General features: G+C 66.5%; 12 protein-coding genes. 7 read left to right on the plus strand and 5 right to left on the minus strand.

Features of this window, described 5'->3' with window-relative positions:
* Positions 1 to 29: 29 nt before the first annotated feature.
* Positions 30 to 1,109: a substrate-binding domain-containing protein gene (locus OKW41_RS35920; protein ID WP_429451177.1), complete on the minus strand. Its 1,080-nt coding sequence runs from the start codon at positions 1,107 to 1,109 to the stop codon at positions 30 to 32.
* Between the two features lie 133 nt (positions 1,110 to 1,242).
* On the opposite strand from OKW41_RS35920, the gene OKW41_RS35925 reads away from it, so the two are divergent.
* Genes OKW41_RS35925 through OKW41_RS35940 form a run of 4 tightly spaced genes read left to right on the plus strand, consistent with a single transcriptional unit; the run spans position 1,243 to position 6,568 of the window.
* Positions 1,243 to 1,728: an NAD(P)H-dependent oxidoreductase subunit E gene (locus OKW41_RS35925; RefSeq protein WP_184011028.1), complete on the plus strand. Its 486-nt coding sequence runs from the start codon at positions 1,243 to 1,245 to the stop codon at positions 1,726 to 1,728.
* Positions 1,725 to 3,299 carry a formate dehydrogenase beta subunit gene (locus OKW41_RS35930; protein ID WP_429451179.1) on the plus strand — a complete coding sequence of 525 codons (1,575 nt, stop codon included), beginning with the start codon at positions 1,725 to 1,727 and terminating at the stop codon, positions 3,297 to 3,299. Before OKW41_RS35925 ends, OKW41_RS35930 begins: the two co-directional genes overlap by 4 nt.
* A gap of 15 nt (positions 3,300 to 3,314) precedes the next feature.
* Positions 3,315 to 6,299, plus strand: a complete 2,985-nt coding sequence (fdhF, locus tag OKW41_RS35935; protein ID WP_429575514.1) for a formate dehydrogenase subunit alpha — start codon at positions 3,315 to 3,317, stop codon at positions 6,297 to 6,299.
* A gap of 8 nt (positions 6,300 to 6,307) precedes the next feature.
* Positions 6,308 to 6,568 (plus strand): formate dehydrogenase subunit delta, encoded by a 261-nt coding sequence (locus OKW41_RS35940; protein WP_018421400.1) that lies wholly within the window; start codon positions 6,308 to 6,310, stop codon positions 6,566 to 6,568.
* 87 nt (positions 6,569 to 6,655) lie between these two features.
* On the opposite strand, the gene OKW41_RS35945 is transcribed toward OKW41_RS35940, so the two are convergent.
* Positions 6,656 to 8,380, minus strand: coding sequence for an FAD-dependent monooxygenase (locus tag OKW41_RS35945; RefSeq protein WP_429575515.1), 1,725 nt, complete (start codon positions 8,378 to 8,380; stop codon positions 6,656 to 6,658).
* Positions 8,381 to 8,590: 210 nt separating this feature from the next.
* Between OKW41_RS35945 and OKW41_RS35950 the strand changes: the two genes are divergently transcribed.
* Positions 8,591 to 10,438, plus strand: a complete 1,848-nt coding sequence (locus OKW41_RS35950) for a tetratricopeptide repeat protein (protein ID WP_429575516.1) — start codon at positions 8,591 to 8,593, stop codon at positions 10,436 to 10,438.
* A 74-nt stretch (positions 10,439 to 10,512) separates the two neighbouring features.
* Here OKW41_RS35950 and OKW41_RS35955 read toward each other — a convergent pair whose 3' ends face one another.
* A complete protein-coding gene (locus OKW41_RS35955; RefSeq protein WP_429575517.1) occupies positions 10,513 to 11,814 on the minus strand; it encodes an MFS transporter in 1,302 nt (433 codons plus the stop codon).
* Positions 11,815 to 12,135: 321 nt separating this feature from the next.
* Between OKW41_RS35955 and OKW41_RS35960 the strand changes: the two genes are divergently transcribed.
* Entirely contained in the window at positions 12,136 to 12,660 is a 525-nt protein-coding gene (locus OKW41_RS35960) for a GNAT family N-acetyltransferase (protein ID WP_018421404.1), read from the plus strand.
* Between the two features lie 200 nt (positions 12,661 to 12,860).
* Entirely contained in the window at positions 12,861 to 13,898 is a 1,038-nt protein-coding gene (locus OKW41_RS35965; RefSeq protein WP_429575518.1) for a hypothetical protein, read from the plus strand.
* A gap of 9 nt (positions 13,899 to 13,907) precedes the next feature.
* Here the strand turns inward: OKW41_RS35965 and OKW41_RS35970 are convergent, their stop codons facing one another.
* Both OKW41_RS35970 and OKW41_RS35975 read right to left on the minus strand, forming a co-directional pair.
* The gene (locus tag OKW41_RS35970) at positions 13,908 to 14,621 is read right to left on the minus strand and encodes a DUF2968 domain-containing protein (RefSeq protein ID WP_429575519.1); all 714 of its coding nucleotides are present in this window, start codon (positions 14,619 to 14,621) and stop codon (positions 13,908 to 13,910) included.
* A 346-nt stretch (positions 14,622 to 14,967) separates the two neighbouring features.
* Positions 14,968 to 16,428, minus strand: a complete 1,461-nt coding sequence (locus OKW41_RS35975; protein WP_429575520.1) for a gamma-glutamyl-gamma-aminobutyrate hydrolase family protein — start codon at positions 16,426 to 16,428, stop codon at positions 14,968 to 14,970.
* Between the last annotated feature and the right edge of the window lie 34 nt (positions 16,429 to 16,462).

The raw sequence follows: 16,462 nt of genomic DNA on the forward strand, positions 1-16,462 counted from the left end.
TTTTCTGGTTACAGGCTCTTACTCCGCCGTTACGCGAGCGCCCCGCCGAGCCCCTCGTCCAGATCGACGAGCCTGCCGCAGTCGCACGGATCGTAGCCGGCGAGTTGCTCGACGCGTTGGTGAAACGCGCTGCCGCGCAACAGGTTGATCACCGTCGCGAGCGGCGCGCGAGAGAGGTGCGCGCGATCGCACGCGAAGTAATAGTCCTCGTCGACGATCGGAATGAAGTCGAGCCCGAAATGATGCGCGGCCGGTTCGACGCCGAAGCCTATGTCCGCCATGCCGCTCGCGACGAACGCCGCGATCGCCGAGTGCGTCAGCTCGGTCGACGCATAGCCGTTGACGCGGTCCGGGTCCACACCGACCTGTCGCAGCGCGAGATCGAGCAGCATCCGCGTACCCGAGCCGGGCTGGCGGTTGACGAAACGGATGTCGTCGCGCGCCAGATCGCCAAGCCCGCCGATCCGCTTCGGATTGCCCTTGCCGATGAATAGGCCCTGCTTGCGTCGGGTCAGATGCACGAGCACATGGCGTTGCGGATCGAGCCAGCGCCGGTAGGTATCGGCACACACCGCGCGGAACTCGCCGAGCGGCAGATGAAAGCCCGCCAGATCGCACTCGCCGCGCGCGAGCGCACTGACCGCCTCGGCGCTGTCGCGGTACTTGATCTCGACTGGCAGATCGTTGGCGACCAGCGCCGTAACGAGCGCGGCCACCGCGTAACCGTGCGACGCGTGGATGCGCACGTCATCGGCGGGAGGCGCAAGCCAGCGGTTCAGATCGCTCGCCACTTCGCTCGCGAGGGCCTGCAAATTGCCGTCGAGCCGCTCGCCGCAGAGCCGCTGCCCGCGCAGCACCGCGTGACCGAGCTCGGACAACGCCGAGCCGCGCCCACGCTCTTTCGCGATCAGAGGACCACCAAGCCGCTCCTCGATGCTGCGCAGCAAGCCCCATGCGTGCCGATAGGACAAACCCTTAAGCGCCGCGGCCTGCGCAATGCTGCCAGATACATCGACGAGCGCGAGCAGCGGCACCACGTCAGACAGGCTGGCCTCGCGGCCGTCCGCGCCCTTGACCACCAGATCGACCTGACATTCGATCCTGACCATATATGTTTGACTGTTTCCTATTGCGCGCGCCGGTCGGCGCGCCTATCTTTCGGCTATACCATATCGAATAAGCGAAGCATACGTGCATGCATTATGAATAACAAGTGCATATATCGCTTTGGAGGAGCCCCCTTTGGACGATTCTCTCGCCACGGCGCCGGATCAGCTCGTGCAACGTCACGCGCAGCCGGGCCGCACACTCATCACGATCCTGCACGCGATCCAGGACGAACTCGGCTTTGTGCCACCCGCGGCGGTCGGACCGCTCGCCCGCGCGCTGAACCTGTCGCGAGCGGAAGTGCACGGCGTCATCACTTACTACCATCACTTTCGCACCTCACCGGCCGCGCCCGTCACGGTGCAGCTGTGCCGCGCCGAAGCGTGCCGCAGCATGGGCACCGAGGCGCTTGCCCAGCACATCGAGGCGCACACCGGTTGCCGCTTCGACGCCGGTCACCATGACGGCGCAACGGTGGAGCTCGAATCGGTGTACTGCCTCGGCCAATGCGCGCTGTCGCCGGCGATGATGCTCAACGGCACGCTGCACGCGCGCGTGTCGCCGCAAAAATTCGACGCGCTGTTCGCCGCTGCCCGCAAATGCGTGGAGGTGCCGGCATGACGCGCATCTATGTTCCGCGAGATTCGTCGGCGCTCGCGCTCGGCGCCGATGCGCTGGCCGAAGCCATTGCCAGCGAAGCCGCGCGCCGCGGCATTGCGATCGAACTGATCCGCAACGGTTCGCGCGGGTTGCTGTGGCTCGAACCGCTCGTCGAAGTTGCGACGCCCGAAGGCCGCATCGGCTATGCGAATGTCGACGTGGAAGACGTCGCCGCGCTGTTCGACGCGGGCTTCGTCGAGGGCGGCGAGCATGCGCGGCGCGTCGGCGTGGTCGACGAGATTCCGTATCTGAAGAAGCAGCAGCGCCTGACCTTCGCGCGGATCGGCATCACCGACCCGCTGTCCATCGACGATTACGTCGCGCACGGCGGCCTCGAAGGCCTACGCAACGCCCTGCAAACCGACGGCGATGCCGCCTGCGAAGCGCTGATCGAATCCGGTCTGCGCGGCCGCGGCGGCGCGGCCTTCCCGGCCGGCATCAAGTGGCGCACGGTGCGCGGCGCGAAAGCCCCGCAGAAGTACGTCGTCTGCAATGCCGACGAAGGCGATTCCGGCACCTTCTCCGATCGTCTCGTGATGGAAAGCGATCCGTACGTGCTCATCGAAGGCATGATCATCGCCGGCGTCGTGACCGGCGCGAGCGTCGGCTACATCTATGTGCGCAGCGAATACCCGCACTCGATCGCGACGCTTGAAGCTGCCATCGCCCGTGCGCGCACAGCCGGCTGGCTCGGCGACAGCGTGCTCTCGAGCGGGCAGCGTTTCGAGCTGTTCGTGGCGAAAGGCGCGGGCTCGTATGTGTGCGGCGAGGAAACCGCGATGCTGGAATCGCTCGAAGGCAAGCGCGGCATCGTCCGCGCAAAGCCGCCGGTGCCCGCACTCGTGGGTCTTTATGGCCAGCCCACCGTGATCAACAACGCGATCACGCTCGCCACCGTGCCGATCATCTTCGCGCGCGGCGCCGCGTTCTATAAAGACTTCGGCATGGGCCGCTCGCGTGGCACGCTGCCGTTCCAACTGGCCGGCAACATCAAGCGAGGCGGTCTCGTCGAACTCGCGTTCGGCGTGACATTGCGCCAACTGCTCGACGACTTCGGCGGCGGCACCGCGAGCGGCCGGCCGGCGCGCGCGGTGCAGGTCGGCGGTCCGCTCGGCACCTATCTGCCGCCAAGCCAGTGGGACATTCCGATGGACTATGAAGCCTATGCGGCGGTCGGCGCGGTGATCGGCCACGGCGGTCTGGTCGTGCATGACGACACGTCGAACCTTGCCGAACTCGCGCAATACGCGATGCACTTCTGCGCACTCGAATCGTGCGGCAAATGCACGCCGTGCCGGATCGGCTCGACGCGCGGCGTCGAGGTGATCGCGCGGATTCGCAGCGGCGACACGTCGACGCGTCAGGTGCAATTGCTGCGCGATCTGTGCGACACGATGGTAGCCGGCTCGTTGTGCGCGATGGGCGGCATGACGCCCTATCCGGTGCTGTCCGCGCTCGATCATTTCCCTGAAGACTTCGGTCTCGCCGCCGATCCCACTGCCGACCACGCCACCAAAGCGGCCGCGGCCTGACTCCAGGAGTTCACCATGTCCGACCAGTTCAACTCCCCCGCCGGCGCCCCGAAGGAAGTCCCCCTGGGGGGCGGCTGCGGCTCAGGCAACTGCGCATGCAAGTCGCAAGCCCTGGCACGCGCCGCCAGCGCCTTCTCCGACGAGACCGACTACGGCACCCCCGCCCGCCACTCGGACGTCGACGTGACGCTCGAAATCGACGGCCAGGCGGTGACCGTACCGGCCGGCACGTCGGTGATGCGCGCGGCGGCTGAAGCTGGCGTCAACGTGCCGAAGCTGTGCGCGACCGATTCGCTCGAACCGTTCGGCTCATGCCGCCTGTGTCTCGTCGAAATCGAAGGGCGGCGCGGCTATCCCGCCTCATGCACGACACCGGTCGAAGCCGGCATGAAGGTGCGCACGCAGACCGACCGTCTGCAGTCGCTGCGTCGCAACGTGATGGAGCTGTACATCTCCGACCATCCGCTCGATTGCCTGACCTGCCCCGCCAACGGCGACTGCGAACTGCAGGACATGGCGGGCGTGACCGGCCTGCGCGAAGTGCGCTACGGCTTCGACGGCGCGAATCATCTGAAGGACAAAAAGGACGAATCGAATCCGTACTTCACGTACGACCCGGCGAAGTGCATCGTCTGCAATCGCTGCGTGCGCGCGTGCGAGGAAACCCAGGGCACGTTCGCGCTGACGATCACCGGACGCGGCTTCGAATCTCGCGTCGCGGCCAGCGAGAACCAGCCGTTCATGGAATCGGAGTGCGTGTCGTGCGGCGCCTGCGTGGCCGCGTGCCCGACCGCGACCTTGCAGGAAAAGTCCGTCGTGATGCTCGGCCAGCCCGAGCACTCGGTCGTCACCACCTGTGCCTATTGCGGCGTCGGTTGCTCGTTGAAGGCAGAGATGAAGGGCAACCAGGTCGTGCGGATGGTGCCGCACAAGAACGGCCAGGCCAACGAAGGCCATGCGTGCGTAAAGGGTCGCTTCGCATGGGGCTACGCGACGCACAAGGACCGCATCACGAAGCCGATGATCCGCGCGACGATCACCGACCCGTGGCGCGAAGTCAGCTGGGACGAAGCGATCTCGTACGCGGCATCGGAATTCCGTCGCATCCAGGCGAAGCATGGGCGCGATTCGATCGGCGGCATCACGTCGTCGCGCTGCACGAACGAAGAGACTTACCTCGTGCAGAAGCTCGTGCGCGCCGCGTTCGGCAACAACAACGTCGACACCTGCGCGCGCGTCTGCCATTCGCCGACCGGCTACGGTCTGAAAACCACGATCGGCGAATCGGCGGGCACCCAGACGTTCGCATCGGTCGATAAGGCCGACGTCATCATGGTGATCGGCGCGAATCCGACCGACGGCCACCCGGTGTTCGCCTCGCGTCTGAAGCGGCGCGTGCGCGAGGGTGCGAAGCTGATCGTCGTCGATCCGCGCCGGATCGACATCGTCGATACGCCGCACGTGAAGGCGTCGCATCATCTGCAATTGCGGCCCGGCACCAACGTCGCGATCGTCAACGCGCTCGCGCACGTGATCGTCACCGAAGGCCTGCTCGACGAAGCGTTCGTCGCCGAGCGCTGCGAAACCCGCGCGTTCGAACAGTGGCGCGATTTCGTCGCGCTGCCGGAGAACTCGCCGGAAGCGACCGAAGCGGCGACCGGCGTGCCCGCGCAACAGGTACGCGAAGCCGCGCGCATCTACGCGAGCGCCGGCAACGCCGCGATCTACTACGGCCTCGGCGTTACCGAACACGCGCAAGGCTCGACGATGGTGATCGGCATCGCGAACCTGGCGATGGCGACCGGCAACATCGGCCGCGAAGGTGTCGGCGTGAATCCGCTGCGCGGCCAGAACAACGTGCAGGGTTCGTGCGACATGGGCTCGTTCCCGCACGAGCTGCCCGGCTATCGTCACATCGGCGATCCGCTCGTGCGCACGCAGTTCGAAAACGCCTGGGCCGTCACGCTGCAACCGGAACCTGGCCTGCGCATTCCGAACATGTTCGACGCCGCGCTGCACGGCAGTTTCAAGGGTCTGTACTGCCAGGGCGAGGACATCGTGCAGTCGGACCCGAACACGCATCATGTGGCGGCGGCGCTGTCGTCGATGGAATGCATCGTCGTGCAGGACATCTTCCTGAACGAGACCGCCAAGTATGCACACGTGCTGCTGCCCGGCTCGTCGTTCCTCGAAAAGGACGGCACGTTCACCAATGCCGAGCGCCGCATCTCGCGCGTGCGCAAGGTGATGCCGCCGCTCGGCGGCTACGCGGACTGGGAAGTCACGCAGTTGCTGTCGCGCGCGCTCGGCTACGAGATGGACTACACGCATCCGTCCGAGATCATGGACGAAATCGCGCGGCTCACACCGACCTTCCACGGCGTGTCGTACCAGAAGATCGACGAAATGGGCAGCATCCAGTGGCCATGCAACGAGGACGCTCCCGACGGCACGCCGACGATGCACGTCGACACCTTCGTGCGCGGCAAGGGCAGGTTCGTGATCACGAAGTTCATCGCATCGCCGGAGAAGGTCACGCGCAAGTATCCGTTGCTGCTGACGACCGGGCGCATTCTGTCGCAGTACAACGTCGGCGCGCAGACGCGCCGCACCGAGAACTCGCGCTGGCATGACGAAGACCGGCTCGAACTGCATCCGCACGATGCCGAGGAACGCGGCATCAAAACCGGCGACTGGGTCGGCATCGAATCGCGCGCGGGGCAGACCGTGTTGCGCGCGAAGGTGACGGAGCGGATGCAGCCGGGCGTCGTCTATACGACGTTCCACTTCCCCGAATCGGGCGCGAACGTGATCACGACCGACAGCTCCGACTGGGCGACCAACTGCCCCGAATACAAGGTGACCGCGGTGCAGGTGATGCCGGTCGAGCAGCCGTCGCAATGGCAGAAGGACTATTCGCGCTTCAATAGCGAACAGCTCGAACTGCTGAAGCAGCGCGAGCTGGCCAATGCGGCCGCGGCCGTCACCGCGGGCAAGTGAGGCGAGCCATGGACAATCGGAATCTGATCGACATGGCGAACCGGATCGGCGACTTCTTCGAGTCGATGCCCGACCACGAGGAAGCGCTGACCGGCGTCGCCGAACACATCCGCCGCTTCTGGGAGCCGCGCATGCGGCGCGCGCTGCTCGCGACGCTCGACGAAGCGCCGGACACGTATGACATCGCGCTATCGGACTTCACGCGCGAGGCGATCGTCAGGTATCGCGAGAAGTTGACGCCGGCGCAGGCCCAGGCGCCGGCGGCTTAGGCTCGGGCCGTTTCCCCCAATCAACCAGGCACGGCGGCGCGATCTGCTGCCGCGTGCGTGCCCATGCCAGGCAACAGGCGGCGCCAATCACAACGTCGCCTGTTCCGATATCTCTCCCCCAACCGTAAACCACGCTTCGCAGTGCCGTACGAGACCGTGCAGGTCCGAGCCGGTGCGTCCGCGCGCGCTGATGTAGCCGTCGGGCCGCACCAGATAAAACGACGGCCGCGTGCGCCCATACGATTCGGACAACGCCGGGCCGCCGTCGCCGCTCGTATCGGTGACGCGCCAGATCCGCACCGCGTTCGGCAGCAGCCGCTCGACCTCGGCGGCGAGCTTTTCTACTTCGGGGTCCGGCGGCGGTGCATGTTTTGCGGCGGGATCGAGCGGCGTGCCATCGACGGGCAGCGGCGGCAACAGCAGAAACAGCGAGAAGAACGCCGGATCGTGCAGATCGAAAATGCAGCCGACACCCGGCGCGCGCCCGAGCGGACCGTCGACGACGTGCACGAGCGCATCGGGTGCGCGCTCGCCCGCGCGCGGGCCGCCGTCGAGCACGCGTTCGAGCGTCAGCGGACTGCGCCGGTATTGGATCGACAGCTCGCTGATCGTCGCGCGTGCGGCATCGCGCAGCGGACCGAGCGTGGCCAGCACCGGCATCACGCGCTCGCGCAGCAGCTTCATCGGTCCATGATCGGCCTCGGCCATCTGCGTGATGAAACCGGTCTGCCGCAGCACCTCGCGCTCGATCGGATGTCGCTCGGCGTGATACGTGTCGAGCAGACGATCCGGCGCCGCGCCGCCGATCACGCGCGCGAGCTTCCAGCCGAGATTGAGCGCTTCCTGGATGCCGGTGTTCATGCCTTGTGCGGCCGCGGGGCTGTGTACGTGCGCGGCATCGCCGGCGAGGAAGATGCGGCCCACGCGCAGCCGATCGACCATCCGGCTGTTCACGTGGAAGTACGCCGACCACGCCAGATCCGACACGTCGACGCGCTCGCGCACGCGTCGCGCGATCAGCGCCTTGCATTGTTCGAGCGACGGCGCCGGCGCCCGCTCCAGCGGCGGCTCGCCGAGCACCGCGGGGGCCGGCGGTGCGGCGCTGCCCGACGGCTCGACCGCATGATCGGCGATCAGACGATGGCGGCCGTGGCCCATCGGAAACAGCGCGACGAGACCGTCGCCCGACGCGAAGATATGGAACTCGTCGTCGGGCCAGTCGGTTTCGGCGTGCAGGTCGGCGAGCAGAAAGGTCTGGTCGAAGGTCTTGCCCTCGAAGTTCAGGTCGAGGCGATGGCGAATCGAACTGTGCGCGCCATCGGCCGCGATCAGATACGACGGGCGCATGGCTTCCGTGCGGCCGTCCGCGCGGCGCAAGGTCGCCTGAACGCTCGCGGAGCCTTGCATGAACGCCACGAGCTCGACGCCGCGCTCGACCTTCACGCCGAGCGTCGCCAGATGCTCGGTCAGGAGCCGCTCGGTCACCGACTGGTCGAGAAACAGCAGATAGGGATAGCGCGTGTGCAACGGGTCGAAATCGAGCTGCGCAAGCCGCATGCCGTTCGAAAACAGATTCGCCACGCGCGCGCGATGGCCGAGCTCGAGAAACGGTTCGACCAGCCGATGCTGCTCGAGCAGTTCTAGCGTACGTGCCTGAATGCCGATCGCGCGCGAGTAAGGGTTCGGCTGCGGTGCCTTGTCGATCAGGCGCAGGGGGATGTGGGCGCGCGCGAGACTCAACGCTGCGGCAAGTCCGGTGGGACCGGCCCCGACGATCAGCACCGGCGACGCGTCGTAGGCGGCAGCGTCCATGCGGAACTCCAGAGGCAACAATGCGTTCTAGTGTACGCCGCCGCTCTTGCGCACACGGGTGCGCTGCATCAATCGCGCGTCGGCAAGACGGGTCGCGCGGGGTTCCATCCGTCGTTGCCCATGAACTCACGCTCCGCGCAAATCCGGGCCGCTTGCGCAAGTATGGGAAAATGCGCCCTCAGTCTGATTGATCCAAATGCCCTCCCCGTCATGCAACCTGTATTTGACCGCGCGTTCGCGGCGCATCGTGACGGCCGCCTCGACGACGCCGAACGCGGCTACCGCGCCACGCTCGACCACGACCCCAGCCACGTCGACGCGCTGCATCTGCTCGGCGTGCTGCGCCACCAGCAGGGCCAGCACGCCGAAGCGGCGGCGCTGGTGCGGCGCGCGGTCGATCTGCGCCCCGAAGACGCGGCGCTGCAGCTGAACCTCGGCAATGCGCTGAAGGCGCTCGGCCAGATCGACGCCGCGATCGAGCAGTTCCGCAACGCGCTGACGCTCGCGCCGAGCTTCCCGATGGCGCACTACAACCTCGGCAACGCGTACGCGTCGCTAGGCCGTCACGAAGACGCCGCCGATGCGTTCGAACGTTCGCTGCGCCTGCAGCCGAACGACGCGTCGTCGCACAACAATCTCGGCAACGCGCTGCACGCGCTCGGCCGTCACGCGGACGCGATCGAGTCGTTCCGGCGCGCGCTCGAGCTGCGCCCCGGTCACGCGGGCGCGCTGAACAACATGGGCATGTCGCTGAACGCGCTCGATCGGCCGAACGAGGCGGTGCCCTGCTTCGAGGCCGCGCTCGCCGCCGCGCCGCGCTTCGTCGCCGCGCACTTCAATCTCGCGAATACGTTCGATGCGACCGGCCGCCATGCGCAGGCAGTCGCGTCATTTGAAGCGGCGCTGCGTCTGCAGCCGAACCTGCCGCCCGCGATCTATGGCATAGGCAACGCGCTCGCGGCGCTCGGCTGTGCCGAACAGGCGCTGCCGTATCTGGAGCGCGCGGTCGGGCTCGATCCGCAATTCGCGCTCGCGTGGCTTGCGCTCGGCACCGCGCACCAGGCGCTCGGCGCGCGCGCGGCCGCGGTGCGCGCGCTCGATCAGGCGTTGCGGCTGCGCCCGGATCTCGCGTCCGCGCATATGAACCGTGCGCTCGCGTGGCTCGCGATGCGCGACTTCGAGCGCGGGCTGCCCGAATACGAATGGCGCTTGCAAACCGTCGCGCAACCGGTGATCCAGACGTTGCCGCGCTGGCACGGCGAGTCGATCGAAAATTACACGCTGCTGATCCATGCCGAACAGGGTTTCGGCGACACGCTGCAGTTCGTGCGCTTCGTACCGCGCGCAGCGCTTCGCGCCGCACGCGTCGTGCTGGAAGTGCAGCCGCAGTTGGTGCCGCTCTTCGCGCCCGTCGCGCAGGCATGGCGCGTCTCGCTGATCGCGCAGGGCCAGCCGCGCCCCGCCGCCGATCTGCAGATTCCGCTCTTGAGCCTGCCGCTAGCGCTCGGCACGCGCTACGACACGATTGACGCGCGCACGCCCTATCTGAGCGTGCCGCCGGCCTATGGCCGCAAATGGCGCGGCTCGCTCGGCGGTCAGGCGAAGCGCAAGATCGGGATCGCATGGTCGGGGCGCATCCAGCGCAACGAAACCCGCACGATGCCGCTCGCCGCGCTGGAGCCGCTGTTCGCACTGGATGGCATCGACTGGATCGTGTTGCAGCCCGATCTGTCCGAGGACGACCGCGCGGCGCTCGACGCGCATCCGCGCGCGGCCGCGATCCATCGCTTCGACCACCGTATCGATGATTTCGCGGATACCGGGGCGATCGTCGAGCGGCTCGACGCGGTGGTGTCGATCGACACGTCGATCGCGCACCTCGCGGGCGCGCTGCGCAAGCCGCTGTGGCTGATGCTGCCGTTCGCCGCCGACTGGCGCTGGTTCGACGGCGACACGCGCAGCCCGTGGTATCCCGGCGCGACGCTCGTGCGTCAGCCGCGGCCGGGCGCGTGGGATGAAGTCGTCGAGGTGGTCGCTAACGAATTGCGGCATGGGTAGCCACAGACCACGCGCCGCAAACAAAAAACCCCGCTTTCGCGGGGTCTTTTGTTTTCAGAACACGAAGTAAACCGTCAGGCCGCCCGATACTGATTGCGTGACTCCGGCGTGCGATACAGGAACAGCGTCGCGAGCAGACCGCAGATTGCCGCCACGCCGAGGACCAGGCCCGGCGCCGCCTTGTTGCTGGTCACGTGGATCAGCAGCGTGGCGATGGCCGGCGTGAAGCCGCCGATCGTCGTCGCGAGACTGTACGCGAGCGAGAAGCCAGCGGTTCGCACTTCGACCGGCATCACTTCGGTCAGCGCGACGACCATCGCGCCGTTGTAGCAGCCGTACAGGAACGACAACCACAGCTGCACGGCGAGCAGACGCGCGAACGACGGTTCGGCGACGAGCCATTGCAGCGCCGGATACGCGGTGAGGATCGTCAGGATCGTGAACGCGAGCAGCACCGGACGGCGGCCGATGCGGTCCGACAACGCGCCGGACAACGGCAGCCAGATCAGATTTGAGATACCGACGCAGACGGTGACGACGAGCCCGTCGATCGCCGACAGCTTCAGCACTTCCCTGCCGAAGGTCGGCGTGTAAGCGGTGATCATGTAGAACGACACGGTCGTCATGACGACCATGCCCATGCCGCCCAGCACGATCGGGTAGTTCGCGAGCATCGACTTCAGGATCTCGCCCACGCTCGGACGATGCTTGCGCGCCGTGAACTCCTCGGTTTCCTGCAGCGAGCGGCGGATGATGAACAGGAACGGCACGATCAGACAGCCGATCAGGAACGGCACGCGCCAGCCCCACGCGAACATCTGCTCGGCGGGCAGAATCTTGTTGAGCATCACGCCGATCAGCGCGGCGAATACCACCGCGACCTGCTGGCTGCCCGATTGCCACGAGCAATAGAAGCCCTTGTTGCCCTTCGTCGCGATCTCCGACAGATACACCGACACGCCGCCGAGCTCAGCGCCGGCGGAGAAGCCTTGCAGCAGCCGGCCGAGCAGCACCAGCACGGGCGCCACGAGCCCGATGGTCGCGTAGCCCGGTATCGTCGCGACCGTCAGGGTGCCGAGCGCCATCAGGCTCAGTGTGAGGATCAGGCCTTTGCGACGGCCGTGATGGTCGATGTAGGCGCCGAGCACGATCGCGCCGAGCGGACGCATCAGGAAGCCCGCGCCGAACACGGACAGCGACAGCATCAGCGACGCGAAATCGCTGCCGCCAGGAAAGTAGGTCTTGGCGATCGCGGAAGCGTAGTAGCCATAGACCATGAAGTCGTACATTTCAAGAAAGTTGCCGCTGACAACGCGGAACACTGTCTTGACCTTGGATTCTTCGGTGGTGGAAGCGGCGTGGGTCGCTGTAGACATGACACTCTCAGATGGGCCCGCCGCCCTGTCGGACGGATCGACGCGGACGGTGACGAGCGGGCAGTTGAAACGATCCACTGCGTTTGGCAAGCGGATGCTGCAGCGGACGCACAGGTATAAGCAAGTGCGCCCGGGGGCGCCGCATTTTGCTGCTCACGGCGCTCATTCGATATGAGGGTAAACGCTGAGCTCGATGTCGGGCCGAAGCCACGTAATGTTACTGCTGATAGGGCCGACGCGAAACGCATACAGTCTGCTTACGCGCGACACCCGCGGGCGGCGGTAGACTGTCCGCGCGAGGCCATTCAGTCGATTACTCGGATGCGAACCACCCCTGCTCTTTCCCTGCGCCCCGCCACGCTCGAGGACGCCGCGCTGATTGCGTCGATCCACAGCGCCAGTTGGCAGGCGACCTATCGCGGTCTGTTGCCCGACGCGTTCCTCGACGGCGAAGTCACGCGCGAACGCGCCGCCTATTGGGAAGCACGTCTCGGCGCGCCGGGCGGCGAGCGCCGCATCGTGCTGATCGCCGAGCTGGCCGGCGAGCCGGCCGGCTTCGTGTGTGTCGAGCGCCAGCCCGAGTCCGCGTGGGGTGTGCTGCTCGACAACCTGCATGCGCTGCCCGGTTATCAGGGCATCGGCGTCGGCAAAACACTGATGCACGCGGCCGTAGACTGGACGCGCGCGCAAGGCGAGGCACAGCTGTATCTGTACGTGCTCGAGGGCAATACGGCGGCGATCGGCTTTTACGAGCGACACGGCTGGCAGTTGGTCGGCGCGGAGCCCGATCAGATGGGCGGCGTGGATATCACCGCGTTGCGCTACGTGTACCGGTTGAAGGCTTGAACGCCGTGGTTGAGTGTGCGTGAAGCGCGTGGCGTCGCGGGGACGGCGCGCGCCGGCAGCGTCCCTGTTTTCGGAGTCATCTGAACGGTGGACGACGTAGTTTCGAGGCATGATTTTCTGTTGCCGATGGCTTCATCGGCCCCCTACAGATTCCGTCACTGCCGCACCGGTGAGCCTGTCCGAGACACCGGAAGAAACCGATGACCAGCACGCCGCTCATCTTGATCGAAGGCGCATTTGCGCTTCCCCCTCTCCGTGCGCTCGACCACCTGCCCGAACCGTTCGGCCGCGACTGGGCGTTGCTGTCCGGCGCTCAGCGCTGGCGAACCGGGCTCGATTCGCTGTATGCCGCGCTGCTGCGCACCATGTGCGTCAGAGATCAGCAGTTGCTGTCGTATGGGCAGTGGGTGTCGATCGACGGCGTGCTGACCGGCGTGCTAACTGACATGAAGCGGCCGGCAAAGACGCCCGTCGCGAACGCCGCGCAGCCTGCCGGGGAACCGTCGAATACCGCGACGGCGGCGCATCCCGCTATGCAACGGAAGGTGCCTCAGGGTCCAATGCGAATCGCGCTCAAGGCCCGCTCGCCGCGAATCGCGCAGCGGCGCATTGTGCGGCATCGGCGAACGGTCGCGGCGAGTGCCGGCGTAATCGGCTGCGTCCTGGTGCTGGCGTGGTGGATCGTCGATCAGCCTCCGGCGCCGCGGCATATGGCCTCCGACATGCTGAAATCGGCGCAAGCTCTGATGCCCCGTCGTGATGCGCCGGCGCCGCTAGAAAAGCGTCGTGCGCAGCATCTGGTTGCGAGTGCCGAGGCACCGGTGATTGCGGAGGCCGTCACACCGGCTCCTGTGCTTCCGCCATTACCTGTCGACGTGGCCGCCGCCGCACCCGCGTGCATCGTGGCTTTGCCTCACCGCACCGCCACGCGACATGCGCCCACCCCGCGTGACACGATTCACTCATCGCCTCCGCGTCGTGCGCTTCGCGTGCAAACGCATCCGCTTCCGGTAAATCGCCATGCCGCGAATGACCCATCGCATGAAGCGCGCGTTCGTACCCGGTTCGGCGAAGACGGATACGCTGATGTAACGACGTTCGCCATGATGTCTTTGCGCGACGTCGCGCCGCTGCCGCGCTCCACCGTGTCGAACAATCTGCCGGCAAATAGCACCGAGTGGATGAACCACATATCGCAGCGTCGCGTCACCGAAATCCCGGAACAATTCGCGCAATGAGCGCCGCCGTTACTTCGACGCAGGCAAACCCGCTTCCGTCTGCTGCTGCAAGCGCGTGACCGCGCTTTGAAGCTGACGCAATTGCGCCTGCGCGTTGTCGCGCTCCGCGCGCAGCGCGAGCGCCTCGTCGCGCGTCTGCCGCTGCCGGTCGTCGACCTTCGCCTGCTGCGTGCGGGCGACGTCGAGATCGGTCTGCAGCCGTTGCGCCCGCTGCTGCGATATCGCGATGCTGCCCTGCAGATACGCATTCTGCGCCTGCAACCGCGTGCGATGAATCTCGACGTCCGCGAGTTGCTGCGTCTGCTGCGCGAAACCGGCGTAGATCGCTTCCGCGCGCTCTGCCGAATCGCTCCTGATCACGCGCCAGAAATGCTTGTTCTGAAACAACGCGACGTAGTACGTCATCCGCGGCGGATGGAAGAACAGGCTCGCACCGTAGCTGCCGTTGTAGGTCGTGCGCAGTTCGCTGAGGTTCGCGTCGTGGATCAACTCGATCAAATCGGCGACGTCGCCGCGCGCGGCGGAGGGGGTATTCGCGGACACCTCGGGCTCAGCGACGGACTGGGGGCCAGCCTCTCGCGGCGCCAACTCCCCTGGAGCCGGCCGCGTGCCCACCAGCGGCGCGCTCACGCTGTCCTGCTGTGCCACCGCAACACCCGTATGCCATAACGCATAGACACCGGCGAGCAACATAGCGCGCCGGATAACCAAGGAGTACTTCATATGCCTGCTCCACGCCGATCCAGAATGACGTTGGATTATCGCGCGGATTTATCGCGACGCGAAGCTCGTGGGCACTGTATGGACACGCTCGAAATCGAGATAGATGGTTGGTGCAGCGAATCACTCCATCCCGAAATCACAGTCGCAAAATAAAGACGCCACCCATCTCGCACTCCTGATTATTTCGAGAGAAGAAAACGCACTGCCACATAACGTGACAGTGCGTCAGATGGATGGAATGGCTCCGGCGGGCTGGGGAAAACAGCGAAAGCGCGGGACCGATGCGCAACCACGCCGCGGACTCAACCTCGACCGCGCACGCCGCGCCAACGCAAACCCGCCATGCTTAAAACCGCGTCTCGCGCGCGACCCGCAGGAACGTATCGAGCAACGGTGTGCAATCGAGCAGCTCCGGGCCGCCCGCGCGATGAAACTCGGGGTGCCACTGCACGCCCATCACGAACGGCGCGCGCCGGTAGCGCACGGCCTCGATGATGCCGTCCGACGCCGACACCGCCTCGATATTCAGATCGCGGCCCAGCGTCTTTACCGCCTGATGGTGGATCGAATTGACGATCGCGTCGCGTCGTCCGGGGAACATGTTCAGCAGCGTCGAGCCATCCGGAAAATGCACGCCGTGCCGGTGCTGATCGTAGTTTTCGTTGACGTGGGCGTTCGCGGTGGGCACTTCGGTCGCGATGTCCTGATATAGCGTGCCGCCGAACGCGACATTGATCAGCTGACAGCCGCGGCACACGCCGAGCACCGGCTTGCCCGATTCGACGAACTCGTGCAGCAGCTCGAGCTCGTACATGTCGCGCACGCGGTCACCGGGCCATTCGTGGCTGCTCGCCGATTCCGCATACGTCTGCGGCGACACGTCGGCGCCGCCTTGCAGCAGCAGGCCATCGAGATGCTTCGCATAGTCGCGCAGGCGGATGTTGCTCGGGTGCAGCATGCCCTGATGACCAACGGTCGGGATCATGAACACCAGCACGTCGCGCGACATCACCCAGTGCGCGATCGACTCCTCCAGATACTGCAGCGTCTTGCCGCGCAAGCCCTTCGCGCCCGGTTCCGGATGGAAGATGCGCGCCGACACGCCGATGCGCAGCGTGCGCTGCGTGATCCGCTGCCCCGCGCGATCGAACAGCTGCCGCGCGCGCGCCGCGATGATGCGGCCGAACACGCTCCACGCCGAATCGCTCTGCTTCAGATAACGCGGTGGCGACGGCGGAAGCGCGTTGGGTGGCGGCGGGTTCGTGGCGCTGAAATCGGGTGCCGCGCCGAAACCGGGCGGCGGCGAGCCGGGCGCGCGCGCCGCGGGTGCGGCGGCTGCCTCGGTGGCGATTTCGTCGTCGGTGGCGATGTCCGCGGCGCTAATGCCCCCCGCGTGCGGCTTGCCGGCGGCCGCCGTCGGTTTGACGACTGGCTCGGGTTTCACCATGGTCGCGCCGCCGGCGTACGTACCAGCGCGCCGCGCTTCGCGCTCGTGCACCTTGGCTTCCTGCCGCGCGGTCGATTCGGCGGCGGCGCTGCGCGCTTCGGCCGCGTCGCGCAGCCGCGCCGTTCGCGGATCTTCGGGCGTGACCGACGATGCGCTGAGCGGATCGTCGGTCGACGACCTCGCGATCGCCTCCTCGGCCGCGGGGCTCGTGTCTTTGGCGGCCGACCGGGTGGCATCTTCATGCGACGGAGGAAGCGAGGCGGCCGGTTCGGCCGGTTCGGCCGGTGCGCTGCTCGGCGCGGGGGAGGCCGGCTGCGGACTGCCGGTCGTGCCGGCGTTTTCGGGTTTGTTTTCGCTCATGACTGTCGGACGGGCGCCTTACACGCGAACGAAT

Source organism: Paraburkholderia sp. UCT70 (assembly GCF_050434085.1).
Lineage (GTDB): Bacteria > Pseudomonadota > Gammaproteobacteria > Burkholderiales > Burkholderiaceae > Paraburkholderia > Paraburkholderia tuberum.

Excerpts from the sequence above, each read along its gene's own strand:
- OKW41_RS35965 (WP_429575518.1), top strand. The coding sequence starts at position 12,861 with ATGACCAGCACGCCGCTCATCTTGATCGAAGGCGCATTTGCGCTTCCC.
- OKW41_RS35920 (WP_429451177.1), bottom strand. The coding sequence starts at position 1,109 with ATGGTCAGGATCGAATGTCAGGTCGATCTGGTGGTCAAGGGCGCGGAC.
- OKW41_RS35940 (WP_018421400.1), top strand. The coding sequence starts at position 6,308 with ATGGACAATCGGAATCTGATCGACATGGCGAACCGGATCGGCGACTTC.
- fdhF (WP_429575514.1), top strand. The coding sequence starts at position 3,315 with ATGTCCGACCAGTTCAACTCCCCCGCCGGCGCCCCGAAGGAAGTCCCC.
- OKW41_RS35950 (WP_429575516.1), top strand. The coding sequence starts at position 8,591 with ATGCAACCTGTATTTGACCGCGCGTTCGCGGCGCATCGTGACGGCCGC.
- OKW41_RS35945 (WP_429575515.1), bottom strand. The coding sequence starts at position 8,380 with ATGGACGCTGCCGCCTACGACGCGTCGCCGGTGCTGATCGTCGGGGCC.
- OKW41_RS35970 (WP_429575519.1), bottom strand. The coding sequence starts at position 14,621 with ATGAAGTACTCCTTGGTTATCCGGCGCGCTATGTTGCTCGCCGGTGTC.
- OKW41_RS35975 (WP_429575520.1), bottom strand. The coding sequence starts at position 16,428 with ATGAGCGAAAACAAACCCGAAAACGCCGGCACGACCGGCAGTCCGCAG.
- OKW41_RS35960 (WP_018421404.1), top strand. The coding sequence starts at position 12,136 with ATGCGAACCACCCCTGCTCTTTCCCTGCGCCCCGCCACGCTCGAGGAC.
- OKW41_RS35930 (WP_429451179.1), top strand. The coding sequence starts at position 1,725 with ATGACGCGCATCTATGTTCCGCGAGATTCGTCGGCGCTCGCGCTCGGC.
- OKW41_RS35955 (WP_429575517.1), bottom strand. The coding sequence starts at position 11,814 with ATGTCTACAGCGACCCACGCCGCTTCCACCACCGAAGAATCCAAGGTC.